19 protein-coding genes and 1 tRNA gene are annotated in these 20,183 nt (G+C 66.9%); 8 read left to right on the top strand and 12 right to left on the bottom strand.

From position 1 onward, the window contains the following. Positions 1-42: 42 nt before the first annotated feature. Together kce and D3H34_RS20085 are read right to left on the bottom strand one after the other, a co-directional pair. A complete protein-coding gene (kce, locus tag D3H34_RS20090) occupies positions 43-975 on the bottom strand; it encodes a 3,5-dioxohexanoate:acetyl-CoA acetone transferase (protein WP_119556012.1) in 933 nt (310 codons plus the stop codon). Positions 976-1,020: 45 nt separating this feature from the next. Continuing rightward, positions 1,021-1,803 carry an SDR family oxidoreductase gene (locus D3H34_RS20085; protein ID WP_119556011.1) on the bottom strand — a complete coding sequence of 261 codons (783 nt, stop codon included), beginning with the start codon at positions 1,801-1,803 and terminating at the stop codon, positions 1,021-1,023. A gap of 100 nt (positions 1,804-1,903) precedes the next feature. Between D3H34_RS20085 and D3H34_RS20080 the strand changes: the two genes are divergently transcribed. After that, positions 1,904-2,662, top strand: coding sequence for a GntR family transcriptional regulator (locus D3H34_RS20080; RefSeq protein ID WP_119556010.1), 759 nt, complete (start codon positions 1,904-1,906; stop codon positions 2,660-2,662). Between the two features lie 3 nt (positions 2,663-2,665). Here D3H34_RS20080 and msbA read toward each other — a convergent pair whose 3' ends face one another. Then, positions 2,666-4,450 (bottom strand): lipid A export permease/ATP-binding protein MsbA, encoded by a 1,785-nt coding sequence (gene msbA / locus D3H34_RS20075; protein WP_119556009.1) that lies wholly within the window; start codon positions 4,448-4,450, stop codon positions 2,666-2,668. A 174-nt stretch (positions 4,451-4,624) separates the two neighbouring features. Between msbA and tolB the strand changes: the two genes are divergently transcribed. From tolB to D3H34_RS20045, 6 genes are all read left to right on the top strand, one after another. Then, on the top strand, positions 4,625-5,941 hold the full coding sequence (gene tolB, locus D3H34_RS20070) for a Tol-Pal system beta propeller repeat protein TolB (RefSeq protein WP_119556008.1): 1,317 nt from the start codon (positions 4,625-4,627) through the stop codon (positions 5,939-5,941). Positions 5,942-5,985: 44 nt separating this feature from the next. Next, positions 5,986-6,504 (top strand): peptidoglycan-associated lipoprotein Pal, encoded by a 519-nt coding sequence (gene pal, locus D3H34_RS20065; RefSeq protein ID WP_119556007.1) that lies wholly within the window; start codon positions 5,986-5,988, stop codon positions 6,502-6,504. Next, positions 6,504-7,256, top strand: a complete 753-nt coding sequence (gene ybgF, locus D3H34_RS20060) for a tol-pal system protein YbgF (protein ID WP_119556006.1) — start codon at positions 6,504-6,506, stop codon at positions 7,254-7,256. Before pal ends, ybgF begins: the two co-directional genes overlap by 1 nt. A gap of 72 nt (positions 7,257-7,328) precedes the next feature. Further along, positions 7,329-8,147 (top strand): tRNA threonylcarbamoyladenosine dehydratase, encoded by an 819-nt coding sequence (locus D3H34_RS20055; RefSeq protein WP_205736770.1) that lies wholly within the window; start codon positions 7,329-7,331, stop codon positions 8,145-8,147. A gap of 51 nt (positions 8,148-8,198) precedes the next feature. Continuing rightward, positions 8,199-8,274, top strand: a tRNA-Lys gene (locus tag D3H34_RS20050). 194 nt (positions 8,275-8,468) lie between these two features. Next, positions 8,469-10,802, top strand: a complete 2,334-nt coding sequence (locus D3H34_RS20045) for a membrane-bound PQQ-dependent dehydrogenase, glucose/quinate/shikimate family (protein ID WP_119556004.1) — start codon at positions 8,469-8,471, stop codon at positions 10,800-10,802. A gap of 27 nt (positions 10,803-10,829) precedes the next feature. Here D3H34_RS20045 and D3H34_RS20040 read toward each other — a convergent pair whose 3' ends face one another. Both D3H34_RS20040 and D3H34_RS20035 read right to left on the bottom strand, forming a co-directional pair. Next, complete coding sequence (locus D3H34_RS20040; protein ID WP_119556003.1) at positions 10,830-11,063, bottom strand: hypothetical protein; 234 nt, start codon at positions 11,061-11,063, stop codon at positions 10,830-10,832. Positions 11,064-11,615: 552 nt separating this feature from the next. Beyond that, positions 11,616-12,341 carry a helix-turn-helix domain-containing protein gene (locus D3H34_RS20035; protein WP_119556002.1) on the bottom strand — a complete coding sequence of 242 codons (726 nt, stop codon included), beginning with the start codon at positions 12,339-12,341 and terminating at the stop codon, positions 11,616-11,618. A 70-nt stretch (positions 12,342-12,411) separates the two neighbouring features. Here D3H34_RS20035 and D3H34_RS20030 point away from each other — a divergent pair, with 70 nt between their 5' ends. Next, positions 12,412-12,642, top strand: a complete 231-nt coding sequence (locus tag D3H34_RS20030) for a helix-turn-helix domain-containing protein (RefSeq protein ID WP_119556001.1) — start codon at positions 12,412-12,414, stop codon at positions 12,640-12,642. Between the two features lie 21 nt (positions 12,643-12,663). Here the strand turns inward: D3H34_RS20030 and D3H34_RS20025 are convergent, their stop codons facing one another. The 7 genes from D3H34_RS20025 to D3H34_RS19995 form a co-directional block, all read right to left on the bottom strand. Next, complete coding sequence (locus D3H34_RS20025; RefSeq protein WP_119556000.1) at positions 12,664-13,176, bottom strand: hypothetical protein; 513 nt, start codon at positions 13,174-13,176, stop codon at positions 12,664-12,666. Between the two features lie 91 nt (positions 13,177-13,267). After that, entirely contained in the window at positions 13,268-15,280 is a 2,013-nt protein-coding gene (locus D3H34_RS20020; RefSeq protein ID WP_119555999.1) for an ABC-F family ATP-binding cassette domain-containing protein, read from the bottom strand. 142 nt (positions 15,281-15,422) lie between these two features. Continuing rightward, complete coding sequence (prmB, locus tag D3H34_RS20015; RefSeq protein ID WP_119555998.1) at positions 15,423-16,304, bottom strand: 50S ribosomal protein L3 N(5)-glutamine methyltransferase; 882 nt, start codon at positions 16,302-16,304, stop codon at positions 15,423-15,425. Beyond that, positions 16,301-17,488 carry a succinyl-diaminopimelate desuccinylase gene (gene dapE, locus D3H34_RS20010; RefSeq protein WP_119555997.1) on the bottom strand — a complete coding sequence of 396 codons (1,188 nt, stop codon included), beginning with the start codon at positions 17,486-17,488 and terminating at the stop codon, positions 16,301-16,303. Before dapE ends, prmB begins: the two co-directional genes overlap by 4 nt. Before the next feature lie 22 nt (positions 17,489-17,510). Further along, positions 17,511-18,659 (bottom strand): PilT/PilU family type 4a pilus ATPase, encoded by a 1,149-nt coding sequence (locus D3H34_RS20005; RefSeq protein WP_119555996.1) that lies wholly within the window; start codon positions 18,657-18,659, stop codon positions 17,511-17,513. A gap of 167 nt (positions 18,660-18,826) precedes the next feature. Next, complete coding sequence (dapD, locus tag D3H34_RS20000; protein ID WP_119555995.1) at positions 18,827-19,660, bottom strand: 2,3,4,5-tetrahydropyridine-2,6-dicarboxylate N-succinyltransferase; 834 nt, start codon at positions 19,658-19,660, stop codon at positions 18,827-18,829. Between the two features lie 6 nt (positions 19,661-19,666). Beyond that, a partial coding sequence (locus tag D3H34_RS19995) for an aminotransferase class I/II-fold pyridoxal phosphate-dependent enzyme (RefSeq protein WP_119555994.1) occupies positions 19,667-20,183 on the bottom strand: 517 nt, incomplete at its 5' end.

Below are 20,183 nucleotides of genomic sequence, written 5' to 3'. Positions count from 1 at the left end.
CCCGGAGTCAACCGAGCCGGGCCGGGTGGTCCTGGCGCAGGGCTAGAAGTCGACGTTCGCCGCGCCCTTGAGGCCGAGGATCTCGCGCGCCTCGGCGGGTGTTGCGATGTCGATGTTCAGTGCCTCCAGCACGGCGCGGATGCGCAGCACCTGTTCGGCACTCGACGCGGCGAGCCGGCCCGGCCCGATCCACAGCGAGTCTTCCAGCCCGACGCGCACATGCGAGCCCATGGCGGCGCCGATGGTGGCCAGCGGCAGCTGGTTGCGGCCGGCGCCCAGGATCGACCACTCGAAGCGATCGCCGAACAGCCGTGTCGCGGTGCGGCGCATGTGCATCAGGTCTTCGGGATCGCCCCCGATGCCTCCCAGGATGCCGAAGACGGTCTGCACGAAGACCGGGGCCTGCACCAGCCCCTGGTCCAGGAAGTACCGCAGGTTGTTGAGGTGACTGACGTCGTAGCACTCGAATTCGAAGCGCGTGCCGCTGGCGTTGCCGAGCTTGAGGATGTTCTCGATGTCTGCAAAGGTGTTCTTGAAGATCAGGTTGCGGCTGTTCTCCAGGTGTTCGCGCTCCCAGTCGTGTTCGAAGGACTTGAAGCGTTCCAGCATCGGAAAGAGGCCGAAGTTCATCGAGCCCATGTTGAGCGACGCGAGTTCGGGTTTGAAGGTGCTGGCCGGGCGCATGCGCTCCTCGACGCTCATGTGCGGGCTACCGCCGGTGGTGATGTTGATCACCGCGTCGGTCGCCGCCTTGATCTTCGAGAGGAAGGGGCGGAAGAGGTCCGGGTCCTGCGAGGGGCGGCCGTCCTTCGGGTCGCGCGCATGCAGGTGCAGGATCGCGGCGCCGGCGCGGGCCGCGTCGATCGAGGCCTGTGCGATCTCGTCGGCCGTCACGGGAAGGTGCGGCGACATGCTGGGCGTGTGGATGGCGCCCGTGGGGGCGCAGGTGATGATGGCTTTGGGGCGTTGGGCCATGGAGTGTCCGGAAAAGAAGAGGGAAGGAAAGAGGATGCGAGCGGATCAGCTCAGCGCCTGCGTGTGGCCGTCCACCACGAGCTCCTGGCCCGTGACGCTGGCGGCCAGGTCGCTGGCAGCGAACAGGACCATGTTCGCGATGTCCGTGGCCGTCACCATGCGGCCCAGTGCGGCTTGCGCGGTGTAGGCGCGCGTCACTTCGTCGAGCGGCTTGCCCAGCACCTCGGCCTTGGCCGCGATCACCGCACGGATGCGCGGACCGTCGACCGCGCCCGGCAGGATCGCGTTGACGCGGATGCCGTCGGGGCCGAGTTCGAGCGCCAGCGTTTTGGTGAAGCCGATCACGGCCCACTTCGAAGCGGAGTAGGGCGAGCGCCCCGGCATGCCCAGGTGGCCGGCGGCCGAGGACAGGTTGACGATGGCCGGCAGACGGCCCTTGCGCAGTCGCGGCACGGCCAGTCGAACGCAGAGGAACTGGCCGGTGATGTTGACAGCCATCGTGCGCTCCCAGTCGGCGAGCGAGACGGTCTCGACCGGGCCGGTCGGGCCCGCCACGCCGGCGTTGTTCACCAGCACGTCGAGGCCGCCGAGTTCGCGGTCGACCGCCTCGAAGAGACGCGCCACGTCGTCCTCCCTGGACACGTCGGCGACGCAGCGGCCCACCTCGGGCAGTTCACCCGCCAATTGGTCGAGGCTGGCCGGCTGCACGTCGCAGACGAAGACCTTGGCGCCCGCGGCGACGAAGTTGCGCACGATGTCCAGGCCGATGCCGCTGGCACCGGCGGTGACGAGCACGCGCCGGCCGGCGAGGGAGTTGTTGTTCCACATGCTGAAGAGATCCTTGGGGTCGATGTTTGCAATGATCGGAATCGTATATCTGTGATCACAGATAAATCATAGGGAATACCCCAGACATATACTTCGACGCATGAGCCTCACCGATCTCGTCACCCCCCTCAAGCGTCAGACGCTCAGCGCCAACGTCTACGACCAGTTGCGCGACCTCGTGATGAGCGGGCAGATGATGCCGGGCGAGCAGATTTCATTGCGCAGCGCGGCCGAGGCGCTGGGCGTGAGCGTGATGCCGGTGCGCGAAGCGATGCAGCGCCTGGTGGCCGAGCAGGCGCTCGAACTCACGCCCAGCCGCACCTTGCGCGTGCCCCGGATGACGGCCGCGCAGTTCAAGGAAATCACCACCATCCGCACCAATCTCGAAGGCCTTGCCACCGAGCTGGCCGCCACGGCGCCGGGCGCGGTGGCGCTGCGCGACATCACGCGCTGGCACGACGAGTTCGCGGCCGAGATGGACTCGGCGAGCCCGGACGGCTCGAAGCTCGTCACCTTCAATAAGGAGTTCCACTTCGCGGTCTACGCGGCCGCCGACATGCCGGTGCTGCTGCAGATGATCGAAGCGCTGTGGCTGCGCATCGGACCCATCCTCAACTACGACTTGCGTGCCGGCTCGCGGCGCGTGGGGGACAAGGTGGCGATGTCGCACCATGCGGCGTTGCTGGCTGCGTTGAAACGCCGCGACGGCGCCAAGGCTCGGGCCGCACTGCAGGGCGATATCGAAAGCGCGGCTGAATTCATCCTGTCGACGGGCGTGCTGGTGTCCGATGGCACGCCGCCGCAGACTCCCGCATCAGCGGCGAAGAAGACGCGTGCCGCGGCAGGCGCGGCGCGCTGACATTCAGAGCGTCGGGTCTTGCCCCGGCGCCGCGCTGCGCACGGCCAGCGTCTGCAGCCGCGCATAGAGTCCGTCGCGGGCCATGAGCTGCTCGTGGCTGCCTTCCTCGGCGATGCGGCCTTGCTCCATCACGATGATGCGGTCGGCATGCTGGATGGTCGACAGGCGATGCGCCACGATCAGCGTGGTGCGGCCTTGCATCAGGCGCTGCAGGGCGTCCTGCACCAGCCGTTCCGATTCGGTGTCCAGGGCCGAGGTCGCTTCGTCGAGCAGCAGCACGGGCGCGTTCTTGTAGAGCGCACGGGCAATCGCCAGCCGTTGGCGCTGCCCGCCCGAGAGCTGCGTGGCGTTGTGGCCGAGCACGGTGTCGATGCCCTGCGGCAGCGTCTCGACGTGCGCGCTCAGGTTGGCCGCCTCGAGGCAGGCCAGCACACGCGGCACGTCGATGTCGCCGCCCAGCGCCACGTTGGCGGCGAGCGTGTCGTTGAGCATCACGACGTCCTGGCTCACCATCGCGAACTGGGCGCGCAGGCTCTTGAGCTGCCACTCGCTGGTGTCGTGGCCGTCGAGCAGCACCTGGCCGCCGCTGGGCTGGACGAAGCGCGGCAGCAGGTTGATCAGCGTGGTCTTGCCGGAGCCCGACGGACCGACGAAGGCCACGACCTGGCCCGGCTCGATGACGAGGTTCACGCGGTCGAGCGCTTTCAGACCGTCTTCGCCGCGGTAGCTGACCTCGATGTTGCGCAGTTCGATGCGACCGTTCGCGTGTGCGACCTGGTGGTCGCCCTGCGATTCGGGCGCGACTTCGTCGATGAGGACGAGACCGCGCTCGAGCGCGGCAAGGCCGCGCGTGATCGGCCCGGCGACTTCGGCCAGGCGACGGATCGGCGCGATCAGCATCAGCATCGCCGTGATGTAGGCGACGAAACCGCCCACCGTGAAGCCCTGCTTGCCGCTTTGCCACAGCGCGATCATCACGACCACCGACAGCGCCAGCGAGGCCATCATCTGCGTCAGCGGCGTGGTGGCGGCCTGGGCGATGGTCGATTTCACGGCCAGCCGGTTCAGGCGCTGGCTCAGCTGTTCGAAGCGCCGGCCCTGGGCCTCTTCGGCGCCGTGCAGCCGCACCACGCGGTGGGCCAGCACGTTTTCCTCGACCACGTAGGCCAGCTCGTCGGTGGCCTGCTGACCTTGCTGCGTGAGCTTGTACAGGCGCTTGGAGAACACCTTCATGATCCAGGAGATGCTGGGCACCAGGAAGGCCACGATCAGCGTGAGCTTCCAGTTCAGGTAGATCAGATAGCCGAGCAGCGCGATCAGCGTGAAGCCGTCGCGCGACAGCCCGAGCAGCGCTTGCACCAGCAGCATGGCGCCGGTCTGCACCTCGTACACGACGGTGTTCGACAGCGCGCTGGCCGACTGCCGCGCGAACAGCGCCAGCTCGGCGCCGAGCAGTCGTTCGAACAGCACGCGGCGCAGCTTCTGCATGCCTTCGTTGGCGATGCGCGAGAGCGCGTATTGCGAAATGAACTGCGCGATGCCGCGCACCGCGAACAGCAGCAGCACGGCGGCCGGGATGAACCACAGCGGCATCTCGTCGCGCGTGAAGCCCCGGTCGAGCAACGGCTTGAGCATGGCGGCCATCAGCGGCTCGGTGAGTGCGGCCAGCAGGGCGCCGATCAGCCCCACGGCCCACCATTGGCGCGAACTGCCGAACCAGGTCATGAGTCGCGCCAGCCGGCGCATGAGGGGAGGGCGGGCGCTCTCGCTGCCGGGGGATGCTTGCATATGGCGGCGGATTTTACGGGGCGGCTCCGGCCGCTTTCCGGGGGCCTTGTAGGACCAGTTCGCTGGCTGAACGTTGGATAAACGTTTTGTGACGGCGGGTCCAAACCAGTGTGTAACATGTGGCCCGTGAAACGCCCGGGAGAAACTTTTGACCCGGAAACCTCTCCGAACCGCATGAACAAGCCGTTGCAAGATCTTTCCCCAACTCCTTCTTCATCGTTGATTGCGCGCCGCAGCCTCATCGCGGCCCTTGCCGCCACTCCCATGCTCCCTGCCATGGCCCAGTTCCGGGTCGAGGTGTCGGGCGTGGGCCTGACGCAGCTGCCGATCGCGCTCGTGCCTTTCCGGGGGCAGGACGCCTCGCCCCAGAAGATTTCCGACATCGTCCAGGCCGACCTGGAGCGCAGCGGCCAGTTCCGTGGCGTCGATGCCTCGGGCCAGGCGCTCGACGAGTCCTCCCGCCCCGACCTCGCCCTGTGGCGTCAACGCACCGCCGATTCGCTCGTGGTGGGCAGTGTCAGCCGGCTGGCCGATGGCCGCTACGACGTGCGCTTCCGCCTGTGGGACGTCGTGAAAGACCGCGACCTCGGCGGCCAGAGCTACACCGTGCCGCAGGGTGACCTGCGTCTGGCGGCGCACCGCATCGCCGACTACGTCTATGAAAAGCTGACCGGCGAGAAGGGCATCTTCTCGACCCGCATCGCCTACGTCACCAAGGGCGGCAGCCGCTATTCGCTGTGGGTGGCCGACGCCGACGGCGAGAACGCGCAGGCCGCGCTTGCCAGCCCCGAGCCGATCATCTCGCCCTGCTGGTCGTCCAACGGCCAGCAACTGGCGTACGTGTCGTTCGAGTCGCGCAAGCCCGTGGTCTATGTGCACAACGTGGCCAGCGGCCAGCGCCGGTTGCTCGCGAACTTCAAGGGCTCCAACAGCGCGCCGGCCTGGGCGCCCGACGGCGGCTCGCTGGCCGTCACGCTCAGCCGCGACGGCGGCTCGCAGCTGTACACCATCCCGGCCAGCGGTGGCGAACCGCGTCGGCTGACGCAAAGTTCAAGCATCGACACCGAGCCGGTGTACTCGGCCGACGGCAGCACGATCTACTTCGTGAGCGACCGCGGCGGCGCGCCCCAGATCTACAAGATGGGCGCCGGCGGCGGCAATCCGACCCGGGTCACCTTCAGCGGCACCTACAACATTTCTCCATCTGTCAGCGGCGATGGCCGGTGGTTGGCCTACATCTCGCGGGTCGGCGGTGCGTTCAAACTCCACGTGATGGAGTTGGCCACCGGCAACGTCGCCGCGATCACCGACACCACGGCCGACGAGAGCCCGAGCTTCGCCCCCAACAGCAAGCTGATCGTCTATGCCACGCACCTGCAAGGCCGCGAGGCGCTCATGACGACCACGCTGGACGGAAAGATCAAGGCCCGACTGGCGGGCCAGGCCGGAGACATCCGGGAACCGGACTGGGGTCCGTTTCAAAAGCAATAAGCACTGACAGCACTGACCAGACAAATTTCTTGAGGAGTTCGCAAATGTTGAAACGTACGATCTATTCGCTCGCCATCGTGGCGCTTATCGCCGGTTGCTCGTCGGGCACCAAGCTCAATGAAACGCCGGTCTCCGACCGCACCGGCACGGCCGGCGGCCAGCAAGGCGGCGCAACCGCTGTGGCTCCGGTGACCATCGATCCCAACGCCAACACGGCGCAAGGTCCGGTCGGCGTCGCGCGCATCGTGTACTTCGACTACGACAGCTACACGGTCAAGCCCGAGTTCCAGTCGGTCATCGACGGCCACGCGCGCTTCCTCAAGGGCGCACCGCAACGTCGCATCTCGATCGAAGGCCACACCGACGATCGCGGCGGCCGCGAATACAACCTGGCCCTCGGACAGAAGCGCTCCGAAGCCGTGCGCCGCGCGCTCACGCTGCTGGGCGTGAACGACGGCCAGATCGAAGCCGTGAGCTTCGGCAAGGAAAAGCCCGCGGCCCAGGGCTCGGGTGAAGAGGCGTGGGCACAGAACCGCCGCGCTGAAATCCGCTACACCCGGTGATGCAGCCACGTGCCCTGTGGCGAGGCGCGGCCCTCGCCGCCGCCTTGCTCTGCGCCTCGGCCGGCTCGCAGGCCGCGCTGTTCGAGGACGACGAGGCGCGCCGCGCCATCCTCGACCTGCGCCAGCGCGTCGAAGCCATGCGCCAGCAGACCGACCAGCGCCTGGCCGACGAGAATGGCCAGCTGCGCCGCAGCCTGCTCGACCTGCAAAGCCAGATCGAACAGATGCGCGGCGAGCTGGCGCGCATGACCGGCCAGAACGAGCAGCTCACGCGCACGCTGAGCGAAATGCAGTCGCGCCAGACCACGATCGATGACAAGCTGCGCCAGAACGAGCCTTCCAAGGTCTCGATCGACGGTCGCGAGTTCAACGCCGATCCGAAGGAAAAGGCCGATTTCGAAGCTGCCCTCGGCATCTTCCGCTCGGGCCAGTTCGCACAGGCCCAGACCGCGTTCGCCGAGTTCGTGAAGCGCTACCCGCAAAGCGGCTACAACGCGTCCGCGCTGTTCTGGCTCGGCAATGCGCAGTACGCCACGCGCAACTACAACGAAGCCATCGCCAATTTCCGCTCGATGCTGTCGCTCGCGCCCGACCATGCCAAGGCCCCAGAGGCTGTGCTGTCGATCGCGAACTGCCAGATCGAACTGAAGGACACGCGCGCCGCACGTCGCACGCTGGAAGACCTGGCCAAGGCCTATCCGCAGTCGGAAGCCGCACAGGCCGGCCGTGAGCGTCTGTCGCGCCTGCGCTGACGTGATGACTGTTCTGGCGGAGCTTTCCGCTTGAGCGCTTCGATGCCTTCGGCTGAAGTCTCCTCCCTCCCCATGGCCGCCGCGGATGTCATCACCGACACCGCGGCGCCTGACTTTGCGCGCCGCTTCGGCGGGCTCGAGCGTCTTTACGGCGTGGCCGGTGCTGCGCGCATCCGCCATGCCCACGTGCTGGTCGTCGGCATCGGCGGCGTGGGCTCCTGGGCGGTCGAGGCGCTGGCGCGCAGCGGGGTGGGGCGCCTGACGCTGATCGATCTCGATCACGTGTCGGAGTCGAACATCAACCGCCAGATCCACGCCCTCGACTCCACCGTGGGGCAGGCCAAGGTCGAGGCCATGCGCGAGCGCATCGCACAGATCAACCCCGGCTGCCAGGTGCTCGCCATCGACGAGTTCGTCGAGCCCGACAACTGGACCTCGCTGCTCGATGCCGCGCAGGCGGCCCACGGGCCAGTGCATGCGGTCATCGACGCCTGTGACCAGGTGAAGGCCAAGCTGGCCATGGCCGCATGGGCACGCACGGCGTCGCGCAGCACCGCGCTCATCACGGTCGGTGCGGCAGGCGGCAAGCGCCAGGCGCACAGGGTCGACATCGAAGACCTCTCGCTCGTCACCCACGACCCGCTGCTTGCCCAGCTTCGCCAACGCCTGCGCAAGCTGCACGGCGCGCCGCGCGAGGGTCGCAAGATCGGTTTGAGCTGCGTGTTCAGCCGCGAGAGCGTGGCACCGCCCGACGCCTCCTGCCAGATCGAGTCGGGCGATGGTTCGCTCAACTGCCACGGCTACGGATCGGTGGTCAGCGTGACCGCCACCTTCGGTCAATGTGCGGCAGGATGGGTGCTGGACGAAATTGCGCGAAACAGCACGCTATAATCCAAGGCTTTGCCGGATTCGACGTCGGCAAGAAGCAAGAAAAATGGTTCCGGGACGTTAGCTCAGTTGGTAGAGCAGCGGACTTTTAATCCGTTGGTCACTGGTTCGAATCCAGTACGTCCTACCAAACCTCTTGATCGCCAGACAGGCCGCTATTTCCAGGAATAGCGGCTTTTCTTTTTTCTGCGGCTCGGATCACGACGGCGCTCGCTTTGTCGAGCGCAGTGTCGGATGCGTGGTCACCAAAGCAGAGGCCGCCTGCCTCGCAGGTGCTTCCCCTCGTTCAAGTTGCCGTGCTAGGCTGAAATCAGGAGGCCTGTCATGGTGATTGTTTCGCGCTTGTTCTCTGTCCTGGTGATCCTCATGGGGCTGGGCCTCGCGATCGGCGGCGCCCAACTGGTCTGGCTCCAGGGCTCGCCTTATTACCTGCTCGCGGGGGCGGTCCTTGTTGTGGCCGCGCTGCAGATCTGGCGTGGCCGCCGCAGTGGTGCCTTGCTGCTGGCGGTGCTGGCCGTGCTCACGGTGCCATGGGCACTGTGGGAAAGCGGCGCTGATTTCTGGGCACTGTTTCCGCGCGTGATGGCGCCGTTCGCCCTGGCGGCCATCGGCCTGTGGCTGGCGCCTTCCGCGAGCGATGTGACGCGGCCTGCGCCCTGGCGTGTGGGGGGCGTGGTGTTCGCGTTGCTCTTCGTGATGGGCTTCGGCCTGGCCTTCATGCCGCACGGCGTGGTCCGTCCCGATGCATCGATGGCCTATCAGCTGCCCACCGGCGACAACCAACCCGTCGACTGGAGCGCCTATGGCCGCACCACCGAGGGCCGGCGCGATGCACCGTTCAACCAGATCAACCGCGAGACGGTCGGCAAGCTCCAGCTCGCGTGGAGCTATCGCACCGGTGACCTCAAGCCCGGCGTGGACCAGAACACGCCGCTGCAACTCGGCGACACCGTGTACAGCTGCACGCGCAACGACAAGATCATTGCACTCGATGCGGACACGGGCAAGGAACGCTGGACCTTCGACCCGCAGGCCGAGTCGCCGTTCTGGCAACGCTGCCGCGGACTGGGGCACTACCGCGCCGAGGCGGTGGCCCCGGCCGCTGCCAGCACGACCTCCGAAGGCCAGTGCCGGGACCGCATCATCCAGACCACCATCGATGCCCGCCTGATCGCGCTGGATGCGCGCACAGGCAAGCCCTGCGAAGACTTCGGCGACAAGGGGACCGTGGCCCTGTCGCAGAACATGGGACTCGTGCGGCCCGGCTTCTACTTCCAGACCTCGGCGCCGTTGGTGGCACGCGACCTGATCGTCGTGGGTGGCTGGGTGGTCGACAACCAGATGCGCGGCGAGCCCTCGGGCGTGATCCGTGCCTTCAGCGCGCGCACCGGTGAACTCGTGTGGGCCTGGGACCTGGGCAACCCCGACACCACGCGGCTGCCGCCCGAAGGCCAGACCTACACCCTGGGCACGCCGAACATGTGGACCACCGCGTCCTACGACGACAAGCTGGGCCTCATCTATGCGCCGCTGGGCAATGCCACGCCCGACTACTACGGCGTGGGCCGGCCCGCGCATTCGGATGCCTACAACGCCACGCTGGTGGCGCTCGATGTGACCACGGGTCGGCCGCGCTGGAAGTTCCAGACGGTGCACCACGACATCTGGGACTACGACCTGCCGTCGCAGCCGGCCCTGATCGACCTGCCCGACGGGCAGGGCGGCAGCACGCCGGCCGTCCTGCAGACGACCAAGCGCGGCCAGATCTTCCTGCTCAACCGAGCGACAGGCGAGCCGCTGGCTGAAGTGACGGAGAAGCCCGTGACGCAGGAAGGCGCCGTGCCCGAGGAAAAGCTGTCGCCCACGCAGCCTTATTCGACCGGCATGCCCTCCATCGGCGCCGAGCGCCTGAGCGAGCAGCGGATGTGGGGCATGACGATGTTCGACCAGCTCCTGTGTCGCATCGAGTTTCGCAAGCTGCGCTATGACGGCGACTTCACGCCGCCGGGTCTCGTGCGCTCCATCCAGCATCCGGGCAATGTGGGTGGCCTGAACTGGGGCAGTGTGTCCGTCGACACGGCCAACCAGCGCGTGTTCCTTAACGACATCCGCGTGCCGAGTGTGTTCCAGCTCGTGCCGCGCGACGACTACGCGGCCTTTTCCAAGAAGTACCCGCCGGTCAGCGACGGCCACGGCCCGTCGGCGCAGCTCGGAACGCCGTACGGCATCTACACCAACATCTGGTTCTCCGCGCTCGGCGTGCCCTGCGTGCAGCCGCCGTTCGGCACCCTCACCGCGATCGACCTGAAGACGCGCAAGGTGGCCTGGCAAGTGCCTGCCGGCACGGCCCAGCAGCTCGGCCCGATGGGCGTGAAGCTGAACATGCCCATGCCCATCGGCATGCCGACATACGCTGGCACGCTGTCGACGGCGGGCGGCCTGGTGTTCTTTGCGGGGTTCCAGGACTTCTACCTGCGCGCCTACGACGCGCAGACCGGTGCCGAGGTCTGGAAGCACGAGATGCCGGTGGGCTCGAGCGCCACGCCGATGACGTATGTGTCGCCCAAGACGGGCAAGCAGTACATCGTCATTTCGGCGGGCGGGGCGGCTTACTCGCCGGAGCGGGGCGACTACGTGCTGGCGTTCGCGTTGCCCTGAACGGGGCGGTGCAGGCGACGGCAGGCGCTACGCCGAGGCGCGCCAGTCTTGCGCCGACTGCGGTGCGAGGTTGGCGGTGCCTTCATTGCAAGGCTGGACCTCCAACGGATCGCACGGGCTGCTGATCTGGCGCCCGTCGAACTTGATCCGGATGTGCGAATTGCTCGCGCCGGCGACGGTGCCGAGGCGGCCACCGCAGATGACGCGGGTTCCTCTTTCGAAGCTCACGCCGTAGCGTTCGCGGATATCCCTGAGGCTCATTTGATTCCCTTTGTTCCCTGTGCAGACAGTGAGCGAATCGTCTCTTGCGCCCGGGTGGAACCGCGTAGGTCGCATTCCGTTACGTCGTGTAGGAAAAAAGAGGGGTTGACGGAAGGCGGGCGCCTTGGGCTGCGAGCGCGCATAAAAAAGCCCTCGCGGGGAGGGCTTTGGGAATGTGGTCGTGAACTCTTACGCGGTCCACGCTACGGCAAAGATTCGTTTGCGGAAGTCATTGTTGTTTTTCTCGTCGCTATGACTTCGACGCGCTGGTATGAGATTCAGCTTGCCTGGCCAGGCAATGCCCGATGTTTTCGGGCAACCGAGGATTATACATAAAAATCCTCGGGCCCATCCGTTTGCGCGGGTTGCCTGTGTTCGCAGGCAAAAAAACAGCCCGCACAAGGGCGGGCTGGAAGATGACCTGCTGGAGGAGGGAGGATCAGAGGTGCAGGCCACCGGGAGAAACCTCACTGTGCCCGGCGAATCTGTACGCAACCTGACCTCGCGAATCGAGGCCTTTGCACGCGCCTGCCGCTCGACCTTCTCGACCTCTCAGTCTTCGTCTTCCCATTTGCCGATCACCGTGCCCAGCACGGTGAAGGCGGCGCGCACCGGTTCGTGCGCCGGGTTCAGCGGCAGCAGCCAGCGGCGGCCCGCGTCTTCCTTGTAGACCTTGAAGGTAACTTCGCCGCTCGTGTCGTTGTCGAGCTTGGCGATCACGCGCTCGCCGTCGTCGGGCGTGGTGTGCTGCGGGTCGACGAAGATGATCGATCCGGCCGGGTAGCTCTTCAGGTGCCCGTGCGGTGCCGTCATGCTGTCGCCGCGCACGCGCAGCGCGTAGGTGCCGGCGCTGTGGTGCGCGATGCAGGGAATCCAGCGTTCGGCCAGCGTGGGCCGGGGCGGCGATTCGGCGCCGCGCCATTCGCCGGCCAACTCCCACGAGATCAGCGGCACGGTGCCGGGCGTCTGCGGTGCGAAGGCCGGGCCTTCGGGCGGGGTGCGGGTGACGCGGTAGGGACCGGGCGGCTCGTGGGCGTTGTCGCGTGCCGGGCGGATCTGCACTTCGTCCCACGGCGCGGGGCCGTCGCCGGTGTCGAGCCAGTTGGGATCGGCGCGGTAAGCACGCGCCAGGGCCAGCACGCTCATCGAGCGGCTGGTGTCGCCGCGCTCGATCTTCGAGATGCTCGATTGCTTGACGCCCGAAGCGATCTCCGCCTGCTTCTGAGTCATCTTGGCGAATTTGCGTGCGGCCAGGGCACGGGAAGCAATAGTCTCCATGGGGTGGAGATTCAAGCGCAAATGAATATTCGTATTGGACTTTAGAATATTAAAAAAAGGGAGGTTCGATATGAAGCCACGCGAATTGGTGCAAGCGCTGCGGGCGCTCGGATTGACGCAAAAGCAGATCCAGGAGCGAACGGGCATTCCGCAGCCCACGGTCAGCAAGATCGGGCTGGGGCGGGTGAGCGACGTGATGTCGCGCCACTACGTGGCACTGCTGGCCGCCTACGAACAGCGGATGAAGGAAGAGGCGCTCCGGCCGGCCGCGCACTTCGCGCCGCCGCCTCATCGCGACTGACGCACCGTCCGGGCGGGTGTCTCAGGCCGGCTTGAGCCGCTCAGCCGGCTCAGGCGGCGTCAGGGCCAGCGTGGTGCTCACGCGCACGCAGTCCTTGATGTGCTGCTCGCCCAGCGCGCGCAGCGCGGCGTAGCCGAGCGCGGCGGACACCACCTGCCCGGCAATGGGCACGTACTTGGTGGCCTGCTTGGCGGTCAGGCGGATGCCGGCGTGGCGGGCCAGCTTCATGAGCAGCTCGCGCGTGACGAGCCGCCCGACGAGCAGGGCGCCGAGCGTCGTGGCGGCCTTCTGGATGCGTTCGCGCTGGTGCGGCGCGAGCTTTTCGACCTGGGTGACCGAGAGGCCGAACTCGGAGCTGATCTGCGGCACCAGGCGCGAAAGCAGCGCCGCGTCGGCCATCCAGTCGACGCCAGGGAGCGGGATGGCGCTGGCGGCGGCGGCCATGAGGGCCTTGCGGCCGATCAGGCGTCGGCTGCGGTGGATGGCCGCGATGAGTTTTTCATCGCCCCGGGCGAGTTCGATGGCAGACGGCATGCGGCGTGGCTCCTTGGCGGGTTCCCTGACCTTGCCATGCTACCCGGCCCGCGCTGACCGGCCAGTGGCCAGCCGTGCGCAGGCAGGGGGCTTAGGCCGTCAGCGCTTCGAGCTGGTCGGACAGCGCCAGCCAGCGCTCTTCGAGCTGCGCAATCTCGTCGTTGAGCGACTTCAGCCGCTTGCCGGCATCGGCGATCTCGGCAGGCGGCAGCGGTTCGGCCAGTTTGGCTTCGAGCGTGCCGCGCTCGGCGCTGGCCGCCGCCATGCGTTCGTCGATCCTGGCGATTTCCTTTTTCAGCGGCTTGGCCTGTTCGCTGCGCTGCTGGCGCTCCTGGGCGTCCTGCTTGCGCTGCTCGGGGGTGTTGCTGCTCTTGGCGGGGGCCGCAGAAGCTGCGGCGGCGGCTGCAGCAGCGGCCGTCGCCGCGGCGTCCGCCTCGCGCACGGCCACCTTGGCCTCTTCACGCAGGCGCTTGGCTTCGTCGAGCAGGTAGCGCTGGTAGTCGTCCAGGTCGCCGTCGAAGTCGCCGACGACACCGCGGCCGACGAGCCAGAACTCGTCGCACACCGAGCGCAGGAGCGCACGGTCGTGGCTCACCAGCATCAGGGTGCCTTCGAACTCGTTGAGCGCCACGGCCAGGGCTTCGCGGGTGGCCAGATCCAGGTGGTTGGTCGGCTCGTCGAGCAGCAGCAGGTTGGGGCGCTGCCAGACCATCATCGCGAGCACGAGGCGGGCCTTTTCGCCGCCGCTCATGGTGCCCACGGGCTGCTTGACCATGTCGCCGCTGAAGTTGAAGCTGCCCAGGTAGCCGCGCAGCGCCTGCTCGCCGGTCGGCTCCTTGGCGCTGCTGCCGAGCTCGCGCGCCATGCGCACCATGTGCTCCAGCGGGTTGCTCTCGGGGTGCAGCACGTCGAGTTCCTGCTGTGCGAAGTAGCCGATGTTCAGCCCCTTGCCCTCGGTGACCTGGCCCGCCAGCGCACCCATTTCGCGCGCGATGGTCTTCACCAGCGTCGACTTGCCCTGGCCGTTCGCGCCCAGGATGCCGATGCGCTGGCCCGCCAGCACCGAGCGGTTGACGCCGCGCAGGATGGTCTTGGGCGCTTCGTTCTCCACCACGTAGCCGAAGCTCGCGTTGCTGATCGACAGCATCGGGTTGGGGATGTTGCCCGGCTCCTTGAACTCGAAGCTGAAGTCGGCTTCGGCCAGCAGCGGCGCGACCCGCTCCATGCGCTCCAGCGCCTTGACGCGGCTTTGCGCCTGTTTGGCCTTGCTGGCCTTGGCCTTGAAGCGGTCGATGAACTTCTGCAGGTGGGCGATCTTGTCCTGCTGCTTGGCGAAGGCCTGTTGCTGCTGCTCCATCTGCAGCGCGCGCATGTCCTCGAACTTGCTGTAGTTGCCGCCGTAGCGCGTGAGCTGGGCGTTGGCGATGTGCAGGGTGACATCGGTCACGGCGTCGAGGAACTCGCGGTCGTGGCTGATGACGATCATGGTGCCGGCGTACTTCTGCAGCCAGGCTTCGAGCCAGACGAGTGCGTCCAGGTCCAGGTGGTTGGTGGGTTCGTCGAGCAGCAGCAGGTCGCTGGGGCACATCAGCGCACGCGCCAGCTGCAGGCGCATGCGCCAGCCGCCCGAGAAGCTGTTGACGGGCTCGTCGAGCTCGTGCGACTTGAAGCCCAGGCCCAGGATCAGCGCCTGCGCGCGCGGCACGGCATCGTGCTCGCCCGCGTCGGCCAGGTCGGTGTAGGCATGGGCCATTTCCATGCCGATCTCGGCATCGTCGGGGTTCTCGGCGTAGGCGGCTTCGATCTTGGCGAGGGTGTCGCGCAGCTCGGTCAGGCGCGTGTCGCCGCCCACCACGAAGTCGGTGGCCGACTCCTCGGTCTCGGGCATGTTCTGGGCGACCTGGGCCATGCGCCACTGCTTGGGCACCGAGAAATCGCCGCCGTCTTCGTGCAGCGTGCCGTTGAGCAGGGCGAACAGGGTCGACTTGCCGGCGCCGTTGCGTCCCACCAGGCCGACCTTCTCGCCGGGGTTGAGGGTGACGGTGGCGCCGTCGAGCAGGACCTTGGCGCTGCGGCGAAGAATGACGTTCTTGAGAGTGATCATGAGAGCAAAACCTGAGGGGCGATTATCCCGCCCGGCCCATGGCGACCCGGCGCGAAGGGGCAAAGGCGGACATCGCCCGATGAAAGGGGGCGCAGCCTGGAGGCTGCGTGCAAGGCGGTGAGAGGGGCGTGGACGGGCGCCGCTAACGCACGCCGGCGCCGGCCAGCAGCGCCGTCCGGGTGACCAGCAGCACCTGGTCTTCCCCGGCCGAGGTTTCGAGCCAGACCACCTCGAGCTGCGGAAACGCCGTCTCGAAGTAGTCGCGCTCGTTGCCGATCTCCAGCACCAGCACGGCCTGCTCGCTCATGCGTGCGGGCGCGTCGGCGAACAGCTGGCGCACGAAATCCATGCCGTCGGTGCCGCCGGCCAGCGCCAGTTCGGGCTCGGCGCGGTATTCGGCGGGCAGCGCGGCCATGCTGGCGCTGTTCACGTAGGGCGGGTTGCACAGCACGAGGTCGTACGGGCCGGGCACGTTCTTCAGGCCGTCCGATTCGATCAGCGTGACGCGGGCATCGAGTGCGTGGCGCGTGACGTTGATGGCAGCCACTTCGAGGGCCTCGACCGACAGGTCGGCGGCATCCACCATCACGTCCGGGTAGGTGAGCGCCGCGAGCACCGCGAGGCTGCCGTTGCCGGTGCACAGGTCGAGCACGCGCTGCGTGTGTTCGCCCAGCCAGTAGTCGATGCTGCCGTCGGCGATGAGTTCGGCGATGAAGCTGCGCGGCACGATGGCGCGCTCGTCCACGTAGAAGGGCACGCCCTGCAGCCAGGCCTCTTTCGTGAGGTAGGCGGCGGGCTTGCGCGTGGCGATGCGTTCGTCGATGAGGGCCACCACCTTGGCGGCGTCGGCCGGCGACACGGGGGTGTCGGCCACGGCGTCGAGGTCGTCCAGTGGCTGCTTCAGGCGCCACAGCACGAGCCAGGCAGCCTCGTCGAAGGCGTTGGCGGTGCCGTGGCCGAACGCGACGCCGGCGTCGGTCAGTCGCTGGGCGCCGGCTTCGATGAGTTCGATGACGGTGCTCATCGCGCGCCCTGGGCGAGCGCCGCGTCGAGCCCGCGCAGTGTGCGCAGGTAGATGTTCTTCAGCGTCTCGATCTCGGCGACCTCGATGTGCTCGTCGATCTTGTGGATGCTGGCGTTCACCGGGCCGCATTCGACCACCTGCTTGCAGATCTTGGCAATGAAGCGCGCGTCGCTGGTGCCGCCGCTGGTCGACAGTTCGGTCTCGAGGCCGGTTTCCTCGCGGATCGCCGTCTGCACGGCCGAGACGAGTTCGCCGGGCGTGGTCAGGAAGGGCAGGCCGCCGACGGTCCAGGTCAGCGTGTAGTCGACGCCGTGCGCATCGAGCACGGCGTGCACGCGCTGCTGCAGCGATTCGGGCGTGGACTCGGTCGAGAAGCGGAAGTTGAAATCGATCACCGCGCTGCCCGGAATGACGTTGCTCGCGCCGGTGCCCGAATGGAAATTGCTGATCTGCCAGCTGGTCGGCTGGAAGTAGGGGTTGCCTTGAGCGTCCCAGCCGCCGGCGGCATTGATCGCCACCAGCTCGGCCAGCGCGGGCGCCACCGCATGCACCGGGTTCTTCGCCAGGTGCGGATAGGCGATGTGGCCCTGCACGCCGTTCACCGTGAGCTTGCCGCTCATGGTGCCGCGGCGGCCGTTCTTGATCATGTCGCCGCAGCGCGCGACCGAGGTGGGTTCGCCGACGATGCAGTAGTCGATGGTTTCACCGCGTGCAGCCAGCGCGTTGCAGACGATCACGGTGCCGTCGACGCCCGGGCCTTCTTCGTCGCTGGTCAGCAGCAGGGCCAGCGTGAGTGCCGGGTCGGGCTGGCCCTGCAGAAACTCCTCGATGGAGGTCACGAAGGCCGCGACCGAGGTCTTCATGTCGCAGGCACCGCGGCCGTAGAGCTTGCCGTCGCGGTGCGTGGGCGTGAAGGGGTGGCTGCTCCACTGGTCGAGCGGACCGGTGGGCACCACGTCGGTGTGGCCGGCGAAGACCAGCGTCTTCGTCGCCTTGCCATTTGTGGGGCGGCGCACGGCCCAGAGGTTGGTCACCCGGAAATCGGCCGGCCCGCTCTCGATGGTTTCCAGCGTGAAGCCCAGCGCGGCGAGGCGTTCGCCCAGGATCTGTTGGCAACCCGCGTCGTCGGGGGTGACGGAAGGGCGCGAGATCAGTTGTTCGGCGAGCTGGAGCGTACGGGACATCGAGGGAGCGGAAAAAAGAGGGTCAGAACTTCACATCGAGTGTGATGTCGGTGAAGGTGGGTTCGTCGAGCTGATCGGTCAGATCGCGATCCTCGGCCTGCTTCTTGGGCGCGTCGCGGTTCTGCAGGCGCCACATCAGGTTGGTGGGAGAGTCGGCGTTGGCCAGGCCTTCCTCGCGGGTCACGCGCTCCTCGGTGATGAGGCGGGCGATGTCTTCCTCGAAGGTCTGCGAGCCTTCGGCCATCGACTGCTCCATGGCTTCCTTGACGCCGGAGAAATCGCCCTTTTCGATCAGGTCGGCCACGAGCGCGGTGTTCAGCATGACTTCGAGTGCAGGCACGCGCGCGCCGGCGGGCGTGCGCAGCAGGCGCTGCGACACCACGGCGCGCAACGCCGAGCCCAGGTCGCCCAGCAGGGTGGGGCGCACTTCCACAGGGAAGAAGCTCAGGATGCGATTCAGCGCGCGGTAGCTGTTGTTGGCGTGCAGCGTGGCCACGCACAGGTGGCCCGACTGCGCGTAGGCGATGGCGGCCGTCATGGTCTCGCGGTCGCGGATTTCACCGATCTGGATCACGTCGGGTGCCTGGCGCAGCGCGTTCTTGAGCGCGGTCTGCAGCGAGGTGGTGTCGCTGCCCACGTCGCGCTGGTTCACCAGCGATTTCTTGTTGGTGTACGTGAACTCGATCGGCTCCTCGACCGTGAGGATGTGGCCGCTGGCGTGCTCGTTGCGGTAGTCGAGCATCGAGGCCAGCGTGGTCGTCTTGCCCGCGCCGGTGGCGCCCACCATCAGGATCAGCCCGCGCTTTTCCATGATGAGCGACTTCAGGATGTCGGGCAGGTTCAGGTCGTCGAAGCTGGGGATGACGGAGGCGATGTGCCGCACCACCACCGCGTAGCTGCCGCGCTGGCGCATCGCGCTGATGCGGTAGTTGCCGGCGCCTTCGAGGGCGACGGCCATGTTGAGTTCGCCCGTGTTTTCCAGTTCCTGGATGCGGGCTTCGGGCACCACTTCCGACAGCAGCGCCAGCGGCGCGGTCGGCGGCAGCACCTGCGCATTGATCGGCAGGCAGTTGCCGTTGATGCGGATCATCACCGGAGAGTGGGCCGAGAGGTAGATGTCGGAGGCCTTGCGCTCGGCCATCAAACGAAGAATCCGTTCCATCATGTTCATCGGTCTCTCTCCTCGGTTGTTCTCTGAATTATTCGCAGGCTGCGCAAGCACCGGATTCTTCGTGCGGAACGCCGCGGAACCGGCTTTGCCGGGCCGCTGGCGTTGCCCCCTGCAAGGGGGTGTGCGAAGCGACACGCAGTGCGCGCAGCATGGGGGTGTGCCTAAGGTCAGTCGCGCAGCAGGTCGTTCAGGCTGGTCTTCGAACGCGTTTGCGCGTCGACCGTCTTCACGATGACCGCGGCGTAGGTGCTGTAGTCCTGGCCCGACTTGGTCTTCTTGGGCAGGCTGCCGCTGATGACCACGCTGCCGGCCGGCACGCGGCCGTACGAAATTTCGCCGGTGTCGCGGTTGAAGATCGGGGTGCTCTGGCCGAGGTACACGCCCATGCCCAGCACCGAGTTCTCTTCGACGATCACGCCTTCGACGACTTCGGAGCGCGCGCCGATGAAGCAGTTGTCTTCGATGATGGTCGGGTTCGCTTGCAGCGGCTCGAGCACGCCGCCCAGGCCCACGCCGCCCGACAGGTGCACGTTGGCACCGACCTGCGCGCACGAACCGACGGTGGCCCAGGTGTCGACCATGGAGCCTTCGCCAACGTAGGCGCCGATGTTCACGTACGAGGGCATCAGGATTGCGCCCTTGGCGATGAAGCTGCCGCGGCGGGCCACGGCCGGCGGCACGATGCGCACGCCCGAATCCTTCAGCTCGGCGGCCGACAGGTGCGAGAACTTGGTCGGCACCTTGTCGTAGAAGCCCAGCGAACCGGCCTGGATCTGCTCGTTGTCCTTCAGGCGGAACGACAGCAGCACGGCCTTCTTGATCCACTGGTGCACGGTCCACTGGCCCACGCCTTCGCGGGTGGCGACGCGCAGCTTGCCGTTGTTCAGCTCGGTGATCACGTGTTCGACGGCGTCGACGACTTCTGCGGGCGCGCTCGCGGGGCTCAGGTTTGCACGGTTGTCCCAGGCGGCGTCGATGATGGATTGCAATTGCTGAGTCATGAAAGCTTACTTCTTCAGGTTTTGGATAAATTGGACGATGCGCTGGGCCGCTTCGAGGCATTCCGCGGTCTCTGCGACCAGGGCCATGCGTACGCGATTCGCACCGGGGTTGTGGCCTGCGACATCCCGGGCCAGATAGCTGCCCGGCAGGACCGTGACATTGTATTGAGCATACAGCTCGCGTGCGAACTCCGTGTCATCCATGCCCAGGGATTCCGGTACGCCGGCCCAGAGATAGAAGCCCGCGTCGGGCAGGCGCACGTCCATCACGCTGGCCAGCAGCGGCGTGACTTCGGCGAACTTCTGCCGGTACTGGCGGCGGTTCTCGATCACATGTTCTTCGTCATTCCAGGCAACGATGCTCGCTTCCTGCACGGCCGGGCTCATCGCGCCGCCGTGGTAGGTGCGGTACAGCAGGAAGGCCTTGAGCAGCGCGGCGTCGCCGGCGACGAAACCGCTGCGCAGCCCGGGCACATTGCTGCGCTTGGACAGGCTGGTGAACGCCACCAGGTTCTTGAAGTCC

Source organism: Acidovorax cavernicola (assembly GCF_003581445.1).
The sequence above is the reverse complement of the archived record's forward strand: the minus strand, read 5'-3'. Positions and strand labels throughout refer to the sequence as shown.

Coding starts and splice junctions, on each gene's coding strand:
- D3H34_RS20025 (WP_119556000.1), bottom strand. CDS start 13,176: ATGCCGTCTGCCATCGAACTCGCCCGGGGCGATGAAAAACTCATCGCG.
- D3H34_RS20085 (WP_119556011.1), bottom strand. CDS start 1,803: ATGTGGAACAACAACTCCCTCGCCGGCCGGCGCGTGCTCGTCACCGCC.
- D3H34_RS20080 (WP_119556010.1), top strand. CDS start 1,904: ATGAGCCTCACCGATCTCGTCACCCCCCTCAAGCGTCAGACGCTCAGC.
- D3H34_RS20055 (WP_205736770.1), top strand. CDS start 7,329: ATGGCCGCCGCGGATGTCATCACCGACACCGCGGCGCCTGACTTTGCG.
- D3H34_RS20030 (WP_119556001.1), top strand. CDS start 12,412: ATGAAGCCACGCGAATTGGTGCAAGCGCTGCGGGCGCTCGGATTGACG.
- msbA (WP_119556009.1), bottom strand. CDS start 4,450: ATGCAAGCATCCCCCGGCAGCGAGAGCGCCCGCCCTCCCCTCATGCGC.
- pal (WP_119556007.1), top strand. CDS start 5,986: ATGTTGAAACGTACGATCTATTCGCTCGCCATCGTGGCGCTTATCGCC.
- D3H34_RS20045 (WP_119556004.1), top strand. CDS start 8,469: ATGGTGATTGTTTCGCGCTTGTTCTCTGTCCTGGTGATCCTCATGGGG.
- D3H34_RS20040 (WP_119556003.1), bottom strand. CDS start 11,063: ATGAGCCTCAGGGATATCCGCGAACGCTACGGCGTGAGCTTCGAAAGA.
- D3H34_RS20020 (WP_119555999.1), bottom strand. CDS start 15,280: ATGATCACTCTCAAGAACGTCATTCTTCGCCGCAGCGCCAAGGTCCTG.
- D3H34_RS20005 (WP_119555996.1), bottom strand. CDS start 18,659: ATGAACATGATGGAACGGATTCTTCGTTTGATGGCCGAGCGCAAGGCC.
- ybgF (WP_119556006.1), top strand. CDS start 6,504: ATGCAGCCACGTGCCCTGTGGCGAGGCGCGGCCCTCGCCGCCGCCTTG.
- dapD (WP_119555995.1), bottom strand. CDS start 19,660: ATGACTCAGCAATTGCAATCCATCATCGACGCCGCCTGGGACAACCGT.
- tolB (WP_119556008.1), top strand. CDS start 4,625: ATGAACAAGCCGTTGCAAGATCTTTCCCCAACTCCTTCTTCATCGTTG.
- D3H34_RS20035 (WP_119556002.1), bottom strand. CDS start 12,341: ATGGAGACTATTGCTTCCCGTGCCCTGGCCGCACGCAAATTCGCCAAG.
- dapE (WP_119555997.1), bottom strand. CDS start 17,488: ATGTCCCGTACGCTCCAGCTCGCCGAACAACTGATCTCGCGCCCTTCC.
- prmB (WP_119555998.1), bottom strand. CDS start 16,304: ATGAGCACCGTCATCGAACTCATCGAAGCCGGCGCCCAGCGACTGACC.
- kce (WP_119556012.1), bottom strand. CDS start 975: ATGGCCCAACGCCCCAAAGCCATCATCACCTGCGCCCCCACGGGCGCC.